Below are 16,015 nucleotides of genomic sequence, written 5' to 3' on the forward strand. Positions count from 1 at the left end.
CTCCGATCAGGACACGGCCCGCTCCATCACCAGATCCGTGCGGGCGGTCGACCGGAAGCGCTGCTGGTACTTGCGCGGGGAGATGCCCAGACGGGTCACGAACGCGCGGCGCAACGCCTCGCTGGTGCCGTAGCCCGCAGCCATGGCGGCCTCCGTCACGCTGTATCCGGCGTGCAGCATGTCCCGGGCCGTTCCGAAACGGATGAACGCGACGTACTCCGCGGGCGAGCGTTCGAGTTCCGCGCGGAACAGCCGGGTCAGATGCCGGACGCTGACGCGCGCGTGGGCGGCCAGCGTCTGGACGGTGTGCGGATACGCCGGGTCGGCGCAGATGAGGTCCACGACCCCGCGAACGAGCGGGCTGCGCGGCGCCGGTCCGCTCAGCGACGCGGAGAACTGGGATTGACCGCCCGCGCGCTGCATGTGCACCACCAGCGACTGGGCCACGTGCCGGGTGACGTCGGCGCCGTAATCCTCTTCGACCAGCGCCAGCGCCAGATCGACGCCCGCCGCGACGCCCGCCGAGCTGTACAGATTGCCGTCCCGCACGAAGATCGCGTCCGGATCCACCTCGATCGACGGGTAGCGCCGCGCCAGTTCGGTCGCGAACTTCCAGTGGGTGGTCGCCCGCCTGCCGTCGAACAGGCCCAGATCGGCCAGCACGAACGCGCCGCTGCAGATGGACGCCAGCCGCCGCGTGTTGCAGGAGAGATGCCGCGCGGCGGCAAGAACCTCGGGAGTCACGAATTTGCCGGGTGGCAGCTCGCTTCCCGGGATCACCACCGTATCGAAGCGGCCCGAGTCCTCGGCCGCGCAGCTCACCTCGACCCGCGCGCCGATCGAAGTCTGCGCGTCCTTGCCATCGGCCGAGACCAGAACCACCTCGTACCCCGCCACCGACTGGTTCGCCTCGACGAACACCTCCGCGGGCCCGACGAAGTCGAGCATCTTCACGCCGTCGAACACCAGGATGCCCACACGTTTGCTGGGCGAAGCGGCGAAGTTGTAGGACATGTCAACAGTATTATGGAGGTACGGCTCCAGAACAAGTGATGTGCCGGACCTCGCACACCGATTGGTACGGTGAGCCCATGGGACGGCCGCGCCAGTTCGACGAATCGAACCTGCTCGACGCCGCGACCGAGCTGTTCTGGTCGAAGGGTTTCGACAGCACATCGGTGGAGGACGTCTCGCTGGCGACCGGCGTCGGGAACGGAAGCATCTACGCCGCCTACGGCAGCAAACAGGGTCTGTTCCTGGCCGCGTTCGAACGTTATTGCCAGCGCCGCACGCGGCTGGTCCGGGAGGCCATCGGTTCGGCGGGCGGTTCGGCGCGCGCCGCGGTGCGCGGGCTGTACCAGGCGATCATCGAAGACTGCGCCGCGCAGCCGGATCGGCGCGGTTGCCTGATGATCAACAGCATCGCCCAGCTCGCCGGCCGGATCCCCGAAGTCGCCACCATCGGCAGCCGGACCACCACGGAGATGGAACAGGGCGTCGCCGACCGGCTGCGACCCGCGATGCGCGAGGCCGGAGACGACGACGAAGCCACGCTCTCGGCCGTCAGCGCCAATGTCGTGGTGGTCGCCCAGGGGTTGATCCAATTGAGCCGCCTGGGATTTCCCGCGCAGCGGCTGCACGAGATCGCCGATGTGTCGAGTGCGGCGCTGCCACCGGCCTGGGCCGACCAGCTCGTGCACTGACCCGGGTCGAGGACATCGGCCGCCATCTGTTTCCGCCCGAGTGCAGGTGAGCGCCCTGCGCGCGTCGGCTTGTCCATCCCGCGTCGGAGCGCGAAGCGCAGGACGCCGCCGCGCGATCCTTCGGCCGTCGGGCGCACCTCGGCCTGCCGCGCGGCGAGCGCCGTACGACGTGACCTCGTCGTCCGGCCCGCCCTGGTTCAGGGGAGCGTGCCCGCCGCCCGGCCGTTCGTGACGCGGAGCAGATCGAGCTTCCCCGCGTCGTCGCTTCCGGCCGCGGCCGTATAAGTGACCATGCGGAGGTCCGCGCCCGGGACGACGAGGACGTCGCAGTCGAGGGAGATGTCGCCGATCTCAGGATGTCGGATCGTCTTCCGGTCGCTCGTGTGCTGGGACGCGGTCGCCGTCGTCCAGAGCTGGGCGAAGGCCTCCGACGTGGCCCGCAGATCTCGGACGAGGTGATCGAGCCGGGCGTCGGCGGGGTAGCGGGACATCGCGTCCTTCAGATCGGCGACGATCGAGGCCGCGAACGAGCCTTCCGCGCGGTCGGATCGGAAGGGACGGACCGAGGCGCGCGCCGCGCCCGCGCCGAAAACGGCCCGCGCCAGGTTTCGCTCACCGGCCGGGACCATCGAGGGGTCACCGTGCAGGGCGCTCCACATGCCGTTCCACCACACGAGCGTCCAGTCGGCGGCGAAGACCCCGATCGGGACGTCGCCGAGACGTGCGGTGAGCCGTTGAATGCCCGGGGGCACGTGCGTGCCGATCGTCCCGTCCTGGGGCGGCAGGAGCCCGGCTCTGCGATACAGCTCGTCGCGCTCGGCCCGGGAGAGCTGCATGGCTCGCGCGAGGGCGCCGACCACCTGCGCCGAAGGGTTACGCGCCCGGCCTTGCTCCAAGCGCAGGATGTAGTCCACCGAGAGCCCGGCCAGCTGAGCGAGCTCCTCCCTGCGCAGTCCCGGAGCGCGGCGGCCGCGCGTCACCGCGAAGCCGGCGTCGGCAGGCGAGAGGCGATCGCGCCAGGTATGCAGGAGTTCGCCGAAATCGGAGCGGGCGGAAGTCACGCCTTCATTCTCGCCGCCCTGCGCCGGACCAGCCTGGGTACTGCCAGTCCAGGTGACGGGCGTGGCACTGGTTGCCGATGGCCGCGGCGGTGACTATGGAGACGCCCGACCGGGCCGTCGGAAACCAATGCGGGAGGTTCCCATGCCGTCGACCATCGTGATGACCGGGGCGAGTCGCGGGATCGGCCGTGTCGCCGCGGAGCGCATTCTCCGGGGGGCGCCGCAGGTGCATCTCGTCGTCGCCGCCCGCGGGTCCACCGGCGCACGACTGGCCGCCGAACTCGGCGGGACGGGGCGCCGGGTATCGCACGTCGCCGTTGACCTCGGCGTGCCGGACAGTGTGCGTTCGGCCGCGGTCGAGATCCGCGGCAGGCTCGACCGGGGCGAGCTGCCGCCGCTGCACGGTTTCGTGGGCAACGCGGGGATCCAGTACACGAACGCGCTCACCGAGGGGCCCGGCGGATTCGAGTCCACCTTCGCCGTCAACGTGCTCGCCAACCATCTGTTCGTCCGCCTGCTGGAGGACCGCTTCCACACCCCGGCCCGGATCGTGATCACGGTGAGCGACACCCATTTCGGCGACTTCGCGCACAACTTGGGCATGGTGCCCGGCCCGGTCTGGCGGTCGCCCGACGTCCTCGCCCGTCCCGGCGCGTTTCCCGAGCCGCGCGGCACCGCCGCCGGACGCACCGCTTATTCGACGAGCAAACTCGCCGCCATCTACCTCGTGCACGAGTACGCGCGCCGCCTGCGAGCCGGGATCGATGCCGTCGGCTTCAACCCGGGGTTCGTGCCCGGCACCGACCTCGCCCGCAACGCGGGTCCGGCGTCCCGGTTCGCGATGCGCCGTATCCTGCCGCTGCTGACCCGCACGCGGTTCGCGACCAGCCGCGCCGCAGCCGGGCGCTGTCTCGCGGACGTCGTCCTCGGCGCCACCGCCGCGCCGACCGGCGCCTATGTCGACCGCGACCGGGTGGCCCGCTCGTCGGAGGAGTCGTACGACCCGCGGCGCGAAGCCGAACTCTGGGAAGCTCTGGAGCGTTTCATCGCGCCCGATCGCGGCTCAGCTCACAAATAGGGGAAGCAGTCGATGTCGCGGTGCGTGAAGCAGGGCTGCTCGACCGGTCGCAGCCAGCGGGCCGGGACCCGCAGCGGTTCGACCTCGGGCAGGCGCACGGGCCGGTCCTCGCCGTCGAACAAGGTCCCGCGCACCCGGAACACCCCATCCGGCAATCCGAGGGCATCGGCTTGTTCGGGAGTCAGCATCACGGCGATGCGCGAGTTCGCGGTGATCCGCAGGCCCTCGACGGTGGTCGGATCGCTGGTGTGATCGATCCCGGTGACAGTGAGCCGGAACCGGCCGCCGCGCAGCCACGACCACGCCCAAGTGAGCGAGCCCGGCTGGTCGCAATCGGGGTATCGACTGCGCGGCAGGCGCTGCGGGACCAGCACCATATAGGTGCACCCGACCTCGATATCGCGGGTCCGCATACTTTCAGCGTGACCGCCGCACCGCCTGATCGCAAGGAAACCGGCAAAACCACCGCACCACGTGCGGGCGAGGATTCGGGGCCGAGCGGATGGTTGAGAACGGCACTACCTTCGTCAGTGCATAGGCGATCGCTGAACGCTCAGCCACCGATCCGTCCGACGGTGAGATTCCTCAGCTGCGATCGAGTGAACGTCACTTTCAAGCGGTTCAGTATGGGGGCGAGGGGCCGGGGATCGATGTCGCGGAGGGCCTCGGTGAGCAGGCGGATGGGCTCGCCGCACGAGTCGTAGCGGTCACCGGGGTCCTTGGCGAGCGACCGGTGCAGGATCGCGTCGACTTCGGGCGGGATCCAGCGGTGGCGCGCGGAGAGCGTGGGAGGCGGCTCGTGCAACTGGGCCTCGGCGGTGGCCATGAGGTTCGCGCGAGCGAATGGTGTGTGACCGGTGAGCAGTTCGATGGCCGAACAGGCCAGTGCGTACTGGTCCGTCGCAGGCGACACGGTGTCCGCTCGCAGCAGCTCCGGCGCGGCGTAGGGCACCGAAACGACGACGAAACCATTGGATGACAGCGGCGGTTCGGGCCGGTGCAGCCACCGGGCCGAATCGAAGTCCGAGATCTTGACCGTCGCGGGCTCGTCCGTCCCGACCAGTACGTTCGCCGGCTTCACGTCGAGATGGACCACCCCGTTGGCGTGGGCGAAGTCCAGTCCTGCCGCGACATGCCTCAGTACGTGGAGCACCTGCCGGAGATCCGGATGCCGATGCGGCACCAACGTCGAACCCGTCGCACCTGCCACGTACTCGTGCGCCGACCACAGCCTGCCGTCGGTTTCACCGTGCGTATACATGCGCACGATGTCGGGGTGTCGCAGCGCCGACAAGATGTCGAACTCGTGCACGAATCGAGCGCGCGCCTCGGGCGATCGGCTGTCTTCGGGCCCCAGGATCTTCAGCGACACCGGCCGCGACCATTCCGGATCCTCGGCCAGGTACACCGCGCTGCTGCCCCCGTGTCCGAGCGGGCCCCGCACGATGAATCCCGCGAACTGGTCACCTGGTTCTAGCAGCACCGCCTCACCATAGTTCGCCGCAAGGACTCGCACGCCGGGGTTTGCCTACGTGTGCCCAACGGCACTGCCCCATCGCGGCAGGTGTCCGCCAGTGGGCGATGCTTCCCGCCGACCTGAAGGTTTGTGGTGCCAACACCTCAGGCCGGCAGGCAACAGGGTGGGCGTCAGACGGCGGTGACCGTCAGGGTGTAGGCGGCCGGCCCGCCGTCGGCGGAGGAGACGACGACCTGGTAGTCGTTGCCGTCGGCGACGAGATCGGCATGCGGGACCTCGTTGGCGATTTGCGGCCCGATCAGCGGGGCCACCGAGACGCGGGCGTTGCCGGTGACGTCGAAGCTCAGGCGCTGCCCCGGCGCCGTGGCGATGGAGTAGCTGTCGGCCTTGCCCTGGGCGACGTTGCCACTGGCATCGATGTGGTTCTGGCCAGGGGCGATCTGCAGGCGCTGCACGACACCGGGGACCGAAGGAATGCCGGGCGCGGCTTGGGCGGTCGCGGCCCCTCCGGCCGCGGTGAAGCTGACGACGGCGAGCACCGCGGGTACGGCACCCACCAATGAACGAAACAGTCGAGATGCGGTCATGGCCATCATCTTTCCTCAGGACGTGTGCGAGATCTCATGCGGCTGCGATCAATCGGCAGCTATGCGGCCGGACCTGCGCAGACGGAGGACAACGACATCGTCCCGCGGCCCCCTCGGGTGTCGTCCACGTCCGGTCGCCATCGCTGCTTGCCGCGCCTCGGCTCTCCAGGTCAGCGAAGTTCCACCGGGATGAACGTGTCGGCGGGCTGCGGCGAGGCGAGGCAGGGACGTCGAGGTGCTCCCGGCGCCGCGCGGTCAGCCGGGTGCGTCGACGGATCGGGTGAGTGCGAGGTAGAGCCAATGATGCGCGGCGCCGACGGTGGGGGTGTGGGTGATCCGGTCGGTGAGGTGCCAGTAACGGTGGATGCGGTGATCGGTGTCGGTTGCGCCACTGAGCAGTTCGTGGCGGAACTGTGGTGTGTCGCGGGTGCCGCGGGCGACGGCGTGGGCGTCGACGAACTGGTCGAGCTCGGGGCCGGGCCGAGGTGGCTGGTGGGCGAGCAGCCGGTGACCGGCGGCCTGGCATGCCTGAGCGACCCCGGTGAGGAGTTCACGCCGGTGGCGGATGACGGTCCGGTTCGATCGCCAGAACTGGCGTGACATAGCGACGTGGAGCGCGGGATCGGCGCTGAGAGAGACCAGTTCGGCGTAGGCGGCGATGTGGTGGGCAGGGGGGTCGTCCGGTAGGCCGGGCACGTTCATCGCGACGAACTCGTCGAGCAGGCCCGGTGGGATGGGAGTGAGTACGCGTCGCCAGAACGCCACGATCGCGTCGTGTGTGCGGTGGCGGTCCTGGACAGCGGCCAGTGCTTCCAAGCGAGCGGCCCGTTGGGTTGACGCGGCGTCTTCGACAGCCCGCAACGAGGCACGCCGCCAGGTCAACGCGGCCAGTTCGATGTCCAGCGCACGACGTTCGGCGGCGACCGCGTCGGCGAGGGAGACGGTGCCCGCGAGGACGTCCGCGATCGCGGTCAATGAGACGCCGAGCGCACGCAGCCTGCGCACCAACAGCAGACGATCGACCGCGGTGCCGCGATCGAAGATCCGGTGCCCGCCGGTGGTGCGGTGCGAATCCAAGATCTCGTGATCGCAATAGAAGCGGATGGTCCGAACCGGCACGGCGGTCAGTCGCGACAACTCCCCGATGCTCACCGAGCCGGTATGTCGTGTGTCGTCGGTCACGATCGCTGGAACCTCCACCCGGGTGGAGTTCCTACCGTACTGGAACCACCCCCGCTGAGAAGGAGCACGCTGATGACCGGTAGCGCGACGATGACCACCGACCAGATCTGGCGCGCGGTCGCCGCTGAACGGGCGAGTTTGATCGAACTGCTGGAGACTCTGCCGGAGTCCGACTGGAACCACGGTTCCCTGTGCGAGGGCTGGCGGGTGCGTGATGTCGTCGCCCATATCGTGCTCTCCGCGAACCCCGGCCTCGGCTGGATTCTGGTCAACGTGCTCCGCGCCCGTGGCAACTTCGACCGCGCCATCCGGGAGACCGCGATCCGTCTCGCCGACCGCACCACGCCGAACCAGTTGCTCGCCGCGCTGCGTGAGGGAATCACGCTGCGCTCGACGCCGATCGGCACCACCGCCGCCGATCGACTGATGGACCTGCTGGTACACGGCCAGGACATCGCGGTGCCCCTCGGCATCACCCGGCAGATGCCCGTCGATGCCGCGCGATCGGCTCTCGAGAGAATCTGGGCCACGGATGGTTTCCGATCCCGCGAGCTGTCCCGGTATCACCTCGTCGCCACCGACACCGGATGGGCCGTCGGCTCGGGACCTCTTGTCGAAGGCCCGGCCGCCGCACTGCTCCTGCTGGTCACCGGTCGCCGCGCCGGGCAGGAACACCTCACGGGCGAGGGCGTCCCGCGCCTGAACAGCCAGTAGCTAACGAGAATTCGGAGTTCGTGTCGGTGCCTCGTGCCAAACTGACGACGTAGTCGCCCGGCCAGAGGAGAACGAAGTGGCCACCATTGATGACCGCCCCACGGTGCGACTGGTCGCCCATTGCCGTCGCTGTCACGGTTGGCTCCTGTCGCCGCAATCGGTCGCCCAGGGAATCGGACCGACCTGCGCCGCTCGGGAGCGCGCCGAGTCCGCGCTGAATTCGGCAGAACTGACATTGTTCGAGGTCGCGGCGTGAGTGCGATGCGGTCGCCGATCGGCAACCTCGGCTGATCGGTCCACGGGTCAGGTGCGCATGACGGCGGCCGCGATAGGGGTGGCCTCGGGGAAGGTCTCGCTGAAACGCTGGAGGCCGTCGCCTGTGCCGCCGGTGGAGCGGTTCGGGGCGATCGCAACCGCTGCACCGGCCTCCGGCTCGCGCCGGTGTTCCAGACGGGTCATCCGCCTCGGCGCATCAGCAGATGGCCCCGGCGGAACCGCTCGTTCTCGCACGGTTCACGCAGCATCCGGCCGATTTCGATGAATCCGGCGTCGCGGGCCAGCCTGGCGAGGTCGTCGATCGGCCACCGGTAGGCTGCCGTCACTTTGTGGTCGAACACCGTCACCGGCTCGTTCTCCGATTCGAAGAACGCGAGCAATAGGTGTCCACCGGCGGCGAGCACCCGATGGAACTCGGCGAAGTACGAGGGGATGACCTGCGGCGGAGCGTGGATGACCGAGTACCAGGACACGATGCCCCGCAGCTCGCCGTCACCCAGGTCCAAGGCGTCCATGGAACCGACCTCGAACCGCAACTGCGGGTAGGTCTCGCGGGCGAGCTCGATCATCACCGGTGACAGGTCGACGCCGAAGACGTCCAGTCCCAGGTCTCGCAGGTGCGCGGTCACCGGTCCGGGGCCGCACCCGAGTTCGGCGACGAGTCCGGGATCAGCGCTCCGTGCGAGCTCGGCGAACGCGGCGAGCACCGCGCGATCCAGCGCGATGGCCTCGAGATCGTCGCGGGGGAGTTCGGCATAGCGGACGGCGACGGCATCGTAGGCATCTGCCGTCGCGCGAAGGTGCGAGGAGGGTTCGATCACAAGCAAGCACACTAGGGCCACAACGGCGAATCGCTCCCGGCCTGTGGACCACTTCGAATCCGTTGTCAGAGCCCCGGTCCGGAACCCCGACCACATGGCCATTGTCGGTCGGGGTTCCGGCGCGGGGCTCTCGACGATCACCCGGTGGAGGCGGCGACCAGTATGCGGATGGTCATCGGCTCGGCGAGCACGAATTCGAGTACCTGCTTCACGTGTCGGAAGTGCGCGGTCGTGAAGTGTTCGTCGAGGGCCTGCGCGCTGGTCCACTCCTCGACGATCACCATCCGGCCGACGTGGTTCGGGTCGAGGTAGGGCCGGTAATCCAGGCAGCCGGGCTCCTCCAGCGAAGGCTCGATCATCGCCTCCAGCGCGGTGCGAAGGCGATCCTCTTGCCCGGGCGCGGCCAGGCACTCGGCGATGACGGTCAGCGACATGGTGATCTCCTGTGCGGTAGAGGTTTTCACGGCCGAGCGGGACCGGTGCCCGCGCCGGAGGAGGTGATCGCGGCGGCGATCTCGGCCAGGTCCGAGGGCGTCAACGCCACCGACTCCGCGCCGATCCAGCCGTCGACCTGGTCGGACCTGCGTGCGCCGACGATGGCTCCGGTGATACCGGGCCACGCCAGCACCCACGCGATGGCCACCTCGGCGACGGTGGCGCCGTGCCGTGCGGCGATGGGGCGCAGCGTGTCCGCCAACTGGAGGTTGGCGGTCAGGCCGGTGGTGAAGTCGTGGTGGGCCCTCCGCCAGTCCTCGGCGGGCAGACCGGCCACCCGCTCGGCGGAAAAGGCCCCGGTGAGCAGGCCGGATTGCAGCGGCGAGTAGACGATCACGCCGGTCTCGTGCGCGCGAGCCCAGGCTATCTCGGCGGCGGACGACCGGTTGATCGCCGAGAACGGCGGCTGGATGACGTCGACGTGCGCGATCTGTTCGGCGGCCTCGAGCAGATCGGGCGTGTGATTGGACAATCCGATGGCCCGGACCTTGCCCTCGGCCTTCAGGTCGGCCATGACCTGCCAGTACTCCTCCACCGGGGTGGCGTTCGGCGACACCGCGCCGAACCCGCCACCTGCGTACTCCAGCGATTCGCCGGTGTCGGGATAGTGCACCTGGTAGAGGTCGATGTGGTCGACGCCCAGCCGCCGCAGGGAGTCTTCGACCTCGCGGCGCACGCTGGCGGGCTTCATGATCCGCCGAGGCGCGGCCGACGGATTCTCCGGGTCCCAGACCAGGCCGACCTTGGTGAAGATGTACGGGCGGTCGGCCTGCGGCAGGCCGGAGACGGCCTTGCCCACCAGTTCCTCCGAATGGCCCAGGCCGTACACCGCGGCGGTGTCGATCCAGTTGACGCCCGCGTCCAGCGCGTGGCGGATCGCGGCGACCGACTCGGCGTCGTCCGTGGCGCCCCAACTGAAGGTCCAGCCCGAGCCGGAAACGGCCCACGAGCCGAAGCCGAGTCGGGTGATGTCCATGCCGGTGGTGCCGAGGGGGATCGGGGTCAGGTTGGTCATTGCGCGGTGCTCATTTCTTCTCGATGTTGTTTTCGTGTTTCCGACCTTGACCGCCGCGACGAGGGCTACCCAGTGCCAGCCGGAGCCTGGGCACCGCGTGACCAGGTTCGCGTCCAGCGGGTGCGGGGATACTGGCCACATGCCACTGGACAGACGGGCAGAACTCGGCGAATTCCTGCGATCCCGGCGGGCCCGCTTGCGGCCCGAGGAACTCGGCTTGCCGGACTACGGCGGTCGGCGCCGCGTTCCCGGGCTGCGCAGGGAGGAGCTCGCGCAGCTCGCCGGAGTTAGCGTCGACCACTACGTGCGGCTGGAACAGGGGCGCACCCTGCACTTCTCCGAAGCGGTGCTGGACGCGGTCGCCCGGGCGCTGCGGTTGAACGATGTCGAGCGGCAACACCTCTACCGGCTCGCGCGACCTTGGTCGGAAGGAGACCGCGCGGATGCGCCGCAGCAGGTCCGGCCGGGGTTGCGGCGGCTGCTGGACTCCGCCGCCGACGTGCCCGCCTACATCGTCGGCCGCAACACCGACGTCCTGGCCTGGAACCGCCTCGCCGCCGCGCTGATCACGGACTTCGGCGCGCTACCACCCGCCCAGCGGAACCTGGCCCGCCTGGTCTTTCTGGACGAGGGCATGCGCAGCCTCTACGCCGACTGGCCGGAAAAGACCCGCGACGTGGCCGCCTACCTCCGGCTCGACGCCGGGCGTCATCCGGACGACCCGGAAACGGCGGCGCTGCTCGACGAACTCTCGGCGGCCAGCCCCGAGTTCCGGCAAGCGTGGGCCGAGCACCATCTCAAGGACAAGACCCACGGCCGGTACGTCTACCGGCATCCGGTGGTCGGCGAACTGGACCTCGGCTTCGAAACCCTGCGCCTCCCGGACGATCCGGACCAAGCGCTGATCGCCCACACGGTCGAAGAGGGCTCACCCTCGCAAACCGCCTTGCGGCTACTCGCGAGCTGGGCCGAGGAAACGCGGCCGGTGACCTGAGAACCCCGTCCACCGCCACCCGGGGCCGCCGGAAAGCGTTTGAGCACGTCGACCACGGCTGGCGTCGCACGATGTGCTGCTTGCTCGACGTGTCGGGCGCCGACGCTCCGATCGTCACCGGCGACAAGCTCGGCCGCTCTCGCCGCGTAAGCGCCTGCCCCGAGAATGTGCTTGACCTGGGTGGCCTTGGCCAACGGATGCAAGTACGCCGCACCAGCCGCGGACATCGCCGCCTGGGCCGCCTCCCGCGCAGCCGCGGTATCCGCGTCCTTGGATGCCTTCAGCGCCGCCCAAGCCGTGTCGCGCAGCAGTTTTCCTCGCGTACCGCCCCGAGCGAACTCCCACGCAGCGTCGATCGCGTCACGAGGCCGCGAGTCGCCCGGCTGATCCGCCTCGAATACCTCGACTGCCACCTGCGCACAGTTGGCGGCGAACGCGGTGACCGCACGAAGATCCTGCACGCTCAGAGCAATCTCGCTCGCTTCCTCCGCCATGGCTCCATCTTCGACCACAGTGCTGGACAGCGATCAGCACCCGGCCTTCGGACTCGAGTGGAACCTTCCCCGCAGCATGGCTTCGCGCTGACCGTGTTCCCGTCGACGTTCCGCGTTCATCAGCCCGAAAGGGCGGCCGCCGACGCGATCTTGTGATCGATGATCGGGGTTGTCGCGCCGGATACCCCGAGGGCGCCGATAGCGACTCCGCCCGCGCGTATGAGCACCCCACCACCGTGTGGCACGAACGGATCGCCAGAAGACACGGCCCCGGGCAACAGATGACCCGGGTCGTTGAGCGGGGCCAGCTGGATAGTGTCGAAGCCGAGCGCGATCGCGGCGGCAGCTTTGTGTTGGGCGGAGTCGATGGTAGGCACCGAGGCGCCGGGCATCCGTGCGAATGCGATCAGCTTGCCGGCGGCATCGACCACTGCGATCGTGACGGTTTCCCGGTGCTCGGCCGCAGCGCGGCGGGCGGCGGCAACCACGGAATCGGCCCGCTCGAGCGAGATCGTCATGGTGTCCAGAATGCCGTACGACCCGGTAGGAGATCGGCCTCGCAAGCGAAAGGTCGCCAGTTCAGGAGTCCGGTCGGACAGAGTGAGCCGAAACCTGCCGGAGTCCCGTCACGACCGACGCGCCTGGTACATCGCGAGTTCCCCCCGTCTGGCAGCCCGCCACCACCGCTGGCCGGAGTCGAGACCACGCCGGATCTTGCGCACAGTGGGTACCTGGGTGAGCAGGTGTCGCTGGTATCGCCACGGCATTTGTGGCCCGTGCCGAGCCGCCATCGCATAGGCGAACTGCACGGCGCTGCGGTCGAGATACCGGTCGGCGTGTTCGAACCAGATCATGCTGGTACGGGCGGCGGCCTGGATCGGGCGCAGCGCAGCGCGCCGCTGCGCGTCGTAGTTCTCCAGCGCGTCGGCGACCTCGGCATGTTCGTACAGGCTCTGTGCGAGCACGACGGCGTCGATGATTGCCAACCGGGTGCCCGAGCCGATGGTGAAATGCGTTGTGTGCGCTGCATCGCCGAGTAGCACCACGTTGTCGTGATACCAGGTCGTGTTGGTTATCTCGGGAAAGCGGCTCCATCTGGCGAACTCGCCTCGCGTCTTGCTGATCAACGAGTGACCGTCGAGAAGGCGCGTGAATATGTTCTCCAGAACACGCAAGTTCGCCGAGTTGTCCAGGGAATCGAATCCCAGTCCATGCCAGGTCTGTGGTTGACACTCGATGATGCAGGTGCTGATTTTTCCGGCAACCGACGGGTAGGCATGGAACCAGATCCAACCGGCCGAGGTGTGCTCGAAGGCGAAGGTGAAGCGGGTGAAGACCTTGTCCGTGCCGAGCCAGATATATCGATTCGCGCCGAGTGTGACGGACGTGCCGAAACGAGGATCGCCCAGCTGGCGTACCCGGCTGTTCGCGCCGTCGGCGGCGACGATGAGATCAGTGTCGGCGAAGCCGGACAGATCGTGGACCTCTTGCCCGTGCTGGACATCGACGCCCAAGTCGCTCGCCCGTCGGGAGAGTACGTCCAGCAATGCCGCGCGCCCCATGCTGAACCCGTAGCCCCCGAAATGCGCGGTCTGGTCGGCGCGCACATGGATTGCCTGTTCACGCCATACAACCGAGCCGGCACGCACCGCCTGGGCGCTGTCGGGGTCGTTCCGATACAGAATGTCGAGCAGGTCGTCCCAGTACACGACGCCCCAGCCATAGGTGGACCCGAGGGGATCGCGGTCGATCACCGTGATGTCATGCGCCGGGTCGCGCCGCTTCATCGAAATGGCGAAGTACAACCCGGCCGGCCCGCCACCGACACACACAATCCTCATATCGTCACCGGCTCCAGCCCGATTGGTCGAAACTGGCTGCACATGATCGGCATTCGACGCGACCGAGCCCGGCACGCTGTGCGTGTCCGGGCTCGGTCACCGGCGCTAGAAGCTGCCCCAGCCACCCCATCCGGGTGGGTTGAACCAATTCCACCAGCCGCCGTTACCCCAGCCGCCGTTACCCCAGCCGCCGTTACCCCAGCCGCCGTTACCCCAGCCGCCGCCCCTACCCCAGCCATTACCCCAACCGCCGCCGTTACCCCAACCGGGGCTGTCGACGAGTTGGGTTGCGGAGGTAGGCGTCGTTGCGCGCGCGCTGGGCGCTTGCGCCGCGGATGCGACGACCGGAATCGCGGCAACTGCGGCTATACCGGTGGCGGCCGCCAACCGGGCGAACTTCGTGTGTGAATTCTTTCTCTTGAACATGATAGGGCTCCAGATACAGTCCCGACCTAGTTGAATCCTACGCTGTTTTGCCGCGCTCCAGATGTTGCGTGTTGATAAATTCGCGCAGAAACGGGGAGGTCGTCGCCCGGGGTCCTTTCTGGAGCAATTTGCGGTGCGATTGCGGAGTTGAAGTAGACACCAATGGCCGGCTCAGCTGAGCAGCGCGACGCCTCACCTGTCGCCCAGGCCTGTGCCGCTGTCCGCTGTCCGGACGTGTCGCGGACGTAGGCGATCCGGGCCAGACTTCGCCGCCGCCACCCTTCGCCGCCCGCGCGTGGCTGCCCCAAGCCGCATCCACCACCGCCACACTGCGCGCACTCGGCACCACCGTGCACCGTCCCCGGACCGCCTGACCGCAGAGTTTCACCAATCGCCGGCCATGATGATGGTTGCCGCCGGGAGCGCTCGGCGTCCAGTGGCCGCCCCATACTTGTATTTCCGGCGATGCCGGGTTCAGGTGATCAGCTACAGGAAAGCAGCGATTCGAAGGCGCTGTGCAGGTCGGACCCGTCGAAGGTCTGGAGTACATCGTCCGATGCGGTGGGACGCCAAACGACGTAATGCGCAGCCAGATATCGAAGATCTCCCCACGGCTCCTGCGCGTGGACTCGCGCCAGCGCTCGTCCGCAGCGCAGGCATTCGAGCCACGGGACGACGAGCAGGCCCGTCAGGGCAGGGTCCGTAAGGCCGATCCGGTCTGGATGGACCGGCGCCGACCGATTATCCGGGAGCAGCCGGATGGAAACTCCACCATCGGAATCCCGGACGCACGAGATGATTTCGTCGTGGCGGGCCAGCCTTTCACCCCATTGCTCGGCAAGTACTTCGATCTCGGCGCGTGTTCGGTCGCTGATGGGCACCTGCTGCTCGAGCAGCCGTTGCGTCAGCATCCACAGCCCTGCTTCCTGATGGCCGGACGCGCGGCAGGCGCGGAAGTTTTCGGCGTCCTCGGTCGAGCGCAGCAACGCAGCCAGTCGTTCCCACAGGTCGGTTTCGTATGCCGCGTAACGGCTATCGCTACCCACCGGCGCGACCCTACTGGACAGATCCGGGCACCCGCCGGCTAGTTCCCACCCCGTTCGGTGCTCGACGGGCCAACACACTGATCTGCCGCATACCCGCGCGCTCGCCGAACGTTCAGCTCGGATGCTCGGTCGATAGATGCGACGCTTCGTCACAGCACCGCCCTGCCCCTTGGCCAGGTAAGTCCGGATAACGCAGCCGCCGCGTCAGCTCCAGGAGAATGCCCGGACACCAATCCAGCGCGGTGAAGGTGATCCCATCGACGATCCGGCCTCCGTTCCGACGGAGCAGAGTCCATAGACGAGATCGTCATCGGCAGGACGGACCACGCGGTTCGTGACCGCCGGTACGTGAACAAGTTCCTGCAACGGCGGCTGCGGCGGGATGACCGGCGCGATCACCGCTGCCCGCCCCTCCCAGCGGCAGTGCCAGCAAACTTTCTGAGGGGTCACAACTGCCGCAAAGTGGCAGCCTTGTCGAAGATTGATGCAGGTCAAAGTGTGTTTCGGTGGTCGCCCACCCTGTGTGCGAGGGCACTTCGACACGCGGCTCGGGAAAGTGTCACGACTGACGGGAATCTGTGCGCGAGAGGGGACTTGAACCCCTACGTCCGTGGACACCAGAACCTAAATCTGGCGCGTCTGCCAATTTCGCCACTCGCGCTTGATGGTACGACCGTCCAAACTCTACCGGGCGTTTCGCCCATTACGAAGCATTGGGAGGGCGTGGCGTACTCGTCAGTAACCTTACCTGGGATTATAACGATTTGGACAAGGCCAACATGAGGGGCGCTCATGTTTCCTACGC

At 68.1% G+C, this 16,015-nt stretch carries 19 protein-coding genes, 1 tRNA gene and 1 pseudogene; 5 read left to right on the top strand and 16 right to left on the bottom strand.

Annotation, left to right across the window (positions count from 1 at the left end):
* Positions 1 to 6: 6 nt before the first annotated feature.
* Positions 7 to 1,014, bottom strand: a complete 1,008-nt coding sequence (locus ACGF7Y_RS23925) for a GlxA family transcriptional regulator (RefSeq protein ID WP_393236786.1) — start codon at positions 1,012 to 1,014, stop codon at positions 7 to 9.
* 77 nt (positions 1,015 to 1,091) lie between these two features.
* Here ACGF7Y_RS23925 and ACGF7Y_RS23930 point away from each other — a divergent pair, with 77 nt between their 5' ends.
* Complete coding sequence (locus ACGF7Y_RS23930; protein ID WP_393236787.1) at positions 1,092 to 1,703, top strand: TetR/AcrR family transcriptional regulator; 612 nt, start codon at positions 1,092 to 1,094, stop codon at positions 1,701 to 1,703.
* A gap of 197 nt (positions 1,704 to 1,900) precedes the next feature.
* Here the strand turns inward: ACGF7Y_RS23930 and ACGF7Y_RS23935 are convergent, their stop codons facing one another.
* The gene (locus ACGF7Y_RS23935) at positions 1,901 to 2,764 is read right to left on the bottom strand and encodes a helix-turn-helix transcriptional regulator (protein WP_393236788.1); all 864 of its coding nucleotides are present in this window, start codon (positions 2,762 to 2,764) and stop codon (positions 1,901 to 1,903) included.
* Positions 2,765 to 2,906: 142 nt separating this feature from the next.
* Here ACGF7Y_RS23935 and ACGF7Y_RS23940 point away from each other — a divergent pair, with 142 nt between their 5' ends.
* The gene (locus tag ACGF7Y_RS23940; RefSeq protein WP_393236789.1) at positions 2,907 to 3,842 is read left to right on the top strand and encodes an SDR family NAD(P)-dependent oxidoreductase; all 936 of its coding nucleotides are present in this window, start codon (positions 2,907 to 2,909) and stop codon (positions 3,840 to 3,842) included.
* On the opposite strand, the gene ACGF7Y_RS23945 is transcribed toward ACGF7Y_RS23940, so the two are convergent.
* The 4 genes from ACGF7Y_RS23945 to ACGF7Y_RS23960 all read right to left on the bottom strand — a co-directional run bounded on the left by ACGF7Y_RS23945 (position 3,833) and on the right by ACGF7Y_RS23960 (position 7,088).
* Positions 3,833 to 4,255: a hypothetical protein gene (locus tag ACGF7Y_RS23945; RefSeq protein WP_393236790.1), complete on the bottom strand. Its 423-nt coding sequence runs from the start codon at positions 4,253 to 4,255 to the stop codon at positions 3,833 to 3,835. The two genes, ACGF7Y_RS23940 and ACGF7Y_RS23945, sit on opposite strands and share 10 nt — an antisense overlap.
* A gap of 140 nt (positions 4,256 to 4,395) precedes the next feature.
* Positions 4,396 to 5,325, bottom strand: a complete 930-nt coding sequence (locus tag ACGF7Y_RS23950) for a serine/threonine-protein kinase (RefSeq protein WP_393236791.1) — start codon at positions 5,323 to 5,325, stop codon at positions 4,396 to 4,398.
* 164 nt (positions 5,326 to 5,489) lie between these two features.
* Positions 5,490 to 5,876 (bottom strand): hypothetical protein, encoded by a 387-nt coding sequence (locus tag ACGF7Y_RS23955; protein ID WP_393236792.1) that lies wholly within the window; start codon positions 5,874 to 5,876, stop codon positions 5,490 to 5,492.
* A gap of 285 nt (positions 5,877 to 6,161) precedes the next feature.
* On the bottom strand, positions 6,162 to 7,088 hold the full coding sequence (locus tag ACGF7Y_RS23960) for a MerR family transcriptional regulator (protein ID WP_393236793.1): 927 nt from the start codon (positions 7,086 to 7,088) through the stop codon (positions 6,162 to 6,164).
* A gap of 72 nt (positions 7,089 to 7,160) precedes the next feature.
* Here ACGF7Y_RS23960 and ACGF7Y_RS23965 point away from each other — a divergent pair, with 72 nt between their 5' ends.
* Positions 7,161 to 7,802, top strand: coding sequence for a maleylpyruvate isomerase family mycothiol-dependent enzyme (locus ACGF7Y_RS23965; RefSeq protein ID WP_393236794.1), 642 nt, complete (start codon positions 7,161 to 7,163; stop codon positions 7,800 to 7,802).
* Positions 7,803 to 7,878: 76 nt separating this feature from the next.
* Positions 7,879 to 8,058 carry a DUF6011 domain-containing protein gene (locus ACGF7Y_RS23970; protein WP_393236795.1) on the top strand — a complete coding sequence of 60 codons (180 nt, stop codon included), beginning with the start codon at positions 7,879 to 7,881 and terminating at the stop codon, positions 8,056 to 8,058.
* 47 nt (positions 8,059 to 8,105) lie between these two features.
* On the opposite strand, the gene ACGF7Y_RS23975 is transcribed toward ACGF7Y_RS23970, so the two are convergent.
* The 4 genes from ACGF7Y_RS23975 to ACGF7Y_RS23990 all read right to left on the bottom strand — a co-directional run bounded on the left by ACGF7Y_RS23975 (position 8,106) and on the right by ACGF7Y_RS23990 (position 10,409).
* Positions 8,106 to 8,261 carry a hypothetical protein gene (locus tag ACGF7Y_RS23975; RefSeq protein WP_393236796.1) on the bottom strand — a complete coding sequence of 52 codons (156 nt, stop codon included), beginning with the start codon at positions 8,259 to 8,261 and terminating at the stop codon, positions 8,106 to 8,108.
* Positions 8,258 to 8,899: a class I SAM-dependent DNA methyltransferase gene (locus tag ACGF7Y_RS23980; RefSeq protein ID WP_393236797.1), complete on the bottom strand. Its 642-nt coding sequence runs from the start codon at positions 8,897 to 8,899 to the stop codon at positions 8,258 to 8,260. Before ACGF7Y_RS23980 ends, ACGF7Y_RS23975 begins: the two co-directional genes overlap by 4 nt.
* 137 nt (positions 8,900 to 9,036) lie before the next feature.
* On the bottom strand, positions 9,037 to 9,333 hold the full coding sequence (locus tag ACGF7Y_RS23985; RefSeq protein ID WP_393236798.1) for a putative quinol monooxygenase: 297 nt from the start codon (positions 9,331 to 9,333) through the stop codon (positions 9,037 to 9,039).
* 26 nt (positions 9,334 to 9,359) lie between these two features.
* Positions 9,360 to 10,409: an aldo/keto reductase gene (locus tag ACGF7Y_RS23990; protein ID WP_393236799.1), complete on the bottom strand. Its 1,050-nt coding sequence runs from the start codon at positions 10,407 to 10,409 to the stop codon at positions 9,360 to 9,362.
* Between the two features lie 139 nt (positions 10,410 to 10,548).
* On the opposite strand from ACGF7Y_RS23990, the gene ACGF7Y_RS23995 reads away from it, so the two are divergent.
* On the top strand, positions 10,549 to 11,403 hold the full coding sequence (locus ACGF7Y_RS23995) for a helix-turn-helix transcriptional regulator (protein WP_393236800.1): 855 nt from the start codon (positions 10,549 to 10,551) through the stop codon (positions 11,401 to 11,403).
* 5 nt (positions 11,404 to 11,408) lie between these two features.
* Here the strand turns inward: ACGF7Y_RS23995 and ACGF7Y_RS24000 are convergent.
* The 6 genes and pseudogenes from ACGF7Y_RS24000 to ACGF7Y_RS24025 all read right to left on the bottom strand — a co-directional run.
* Positions 11,409 to 11,897: pseudogene (locus ACGF7Y_RS24000) on the bottom strand (putative immunity protein); the annotation flags it as partial.
* A 119-nt stretch (positions 11,898 to 12,016) separates the two neighbouring features.
* On the bottom strand, positions 12,017 to 12,415 hold the full coding sequence (locus tag ACGF7Y_RS24005; protein ID WP_393236801.1) for a heme-binding protein: 399 nt from the start codon (positions 12,413 to 12,415) through the stop codon (positions 12,017 to 12,019).
* Between the two features lie 108 nt (positions 12,416 to 12,523).
* Complete coding sequence (locus tag ACGF7Y_RS24010; protein ID WP_393236802.1) at positions 12,524 to 13,813, bottom strand: FAD-dependent monooxygenase; 1,290 nt, start codon at positions 13,811 to 13,813, stop codon at positions 12,524 to 12,526.
* Positions 13,814 to 13,843: 30 nt separating this feature from the next.
* Entirely contained in the window at positions 13,844 to 14,164 is a 321-nt protein-coding gene (locus tag ACGF7Y_RS24015) for a hypothetical protein (RefSeq protein ID WP_393236803.1), read from the bottom strand.
* A gap of 482 nt (positions 14,165 to 14,646) precedes the next feature.
* The gene (locus ACGF7Y_RS24020) at positions 14,647 to 15,210 is read right to left on the bottom strand and encodes a hypothetical protein (RefSeq protein ID WP_393236804.1); all 564 of its coding nucleotides are present in this window, start codon (positions 15,208 to 15,210) and stop codon (positions 14,647 to 14,649) included.
* A 579-nt stretch (positions 15,211 to 15,789) separates the two neighbouring features.
* A tRNA-Leu gene (locus ACGF7Y_RS24025) sits at positions 15,790 to 15,871 on the bottom strand.
* Between the last annotated feature and the right edge of the window lie 144 nt (positions 15,872 to 16,015).

Source organism: Nocardia sp. NPDC047654, assembly GCF_043205035.1.
Taxonomy (GTDB): domain Bacteria; phylum Actinomycetota; class Actinomycetes; order Mycobacteriales; family Mycobacteriaceae; genus Nocardia.

Excerpts from the sequence above, each read along its gene's own strand:
- ACGF7Y_RS23930 (WP_393236787.1), top strand. The coding sequence starts at position 1,092 with ATGGGACGGCCGCGCCAGTTCGACGAATCGAACCTGCTCGACGCCGCG.
- ACGF7Y_RS23965 (WP_393236794.1), top strand. The coding sequence starts at position 7,161 with ATGACCGGTAGCGCGACGATGACCACCGACCAGATCTGGCGCGCGGTC.
- ACGF7Y_RS23995 (WP_393236800.1), top strand. The coding sequence starts at position 10,549 with ATGCCACTGGACAGACGGGCAGAACTCGGCGAATTCCTGCGATCCCGG.
- ACGF7Y_RS23925 (WP_393236786.1), bottom strand. The coding sequence starts at position 1,014 with ATGTCCTACAACTTCGCCGCTTCGCCCAGCAAACGTGTGGGCATCCTG.
- ACGF7Y_RS23945 (WP_393236790.1), bottom strand. The coding sequence starts at position 4,255 with ATGCGGACCCGCGATATCGAGGTCGGGTGCACCTATATGGTGCTGGTC.
- ACGF7Y_RS23985 (WP_393236798.1), bottom strand. The coding sequence starts at position 9,333 with ATGTCGCTGACCGTCATCGCCGAGTGCCTGGCCGCGCCCGGGCAAGAG.
- ACGF7Y_RS24015 (WP_393236803.1), bottom strand. The coding sequence starts at position 14,164 with ATGTTCAAGAGAAAGAATTCACACACGAAGTTCGCCCGGTTGGCGGCC.
- ACGF7Y_RS23975 (WP_393236796.1), bottom strand. The coding sequence starts at position 8,261 with ATGACCCGTCTGGAACACCGGCGCGAGCCGGAGGCCGGTGCAGCGGTT.
- ACGF7Y_RS23990 (WP_393236799.1), bottom strand. The coding sequence starts at position 10,409 with ATGACCAACCTGACCCCGATCCCCCTCGGCACCACCGGCATGGACATC.
- ACGF7Y_RS24005 (WP_393236801.1), bottom strand. The coding sequence starts at position 12,415 with ATGACGATCTCGCTCGAGCGGGCCGATTCCGTGGTTGCCGCCGCCCGC.
- ACGF7Y_RS23940 (WP_393236789.1), top strand. The coding sequence starts at position 2,907 with ATGCCGTCGACCATCGTGATGACCGGGGCGAGTCGCGGGATCGGCCGT.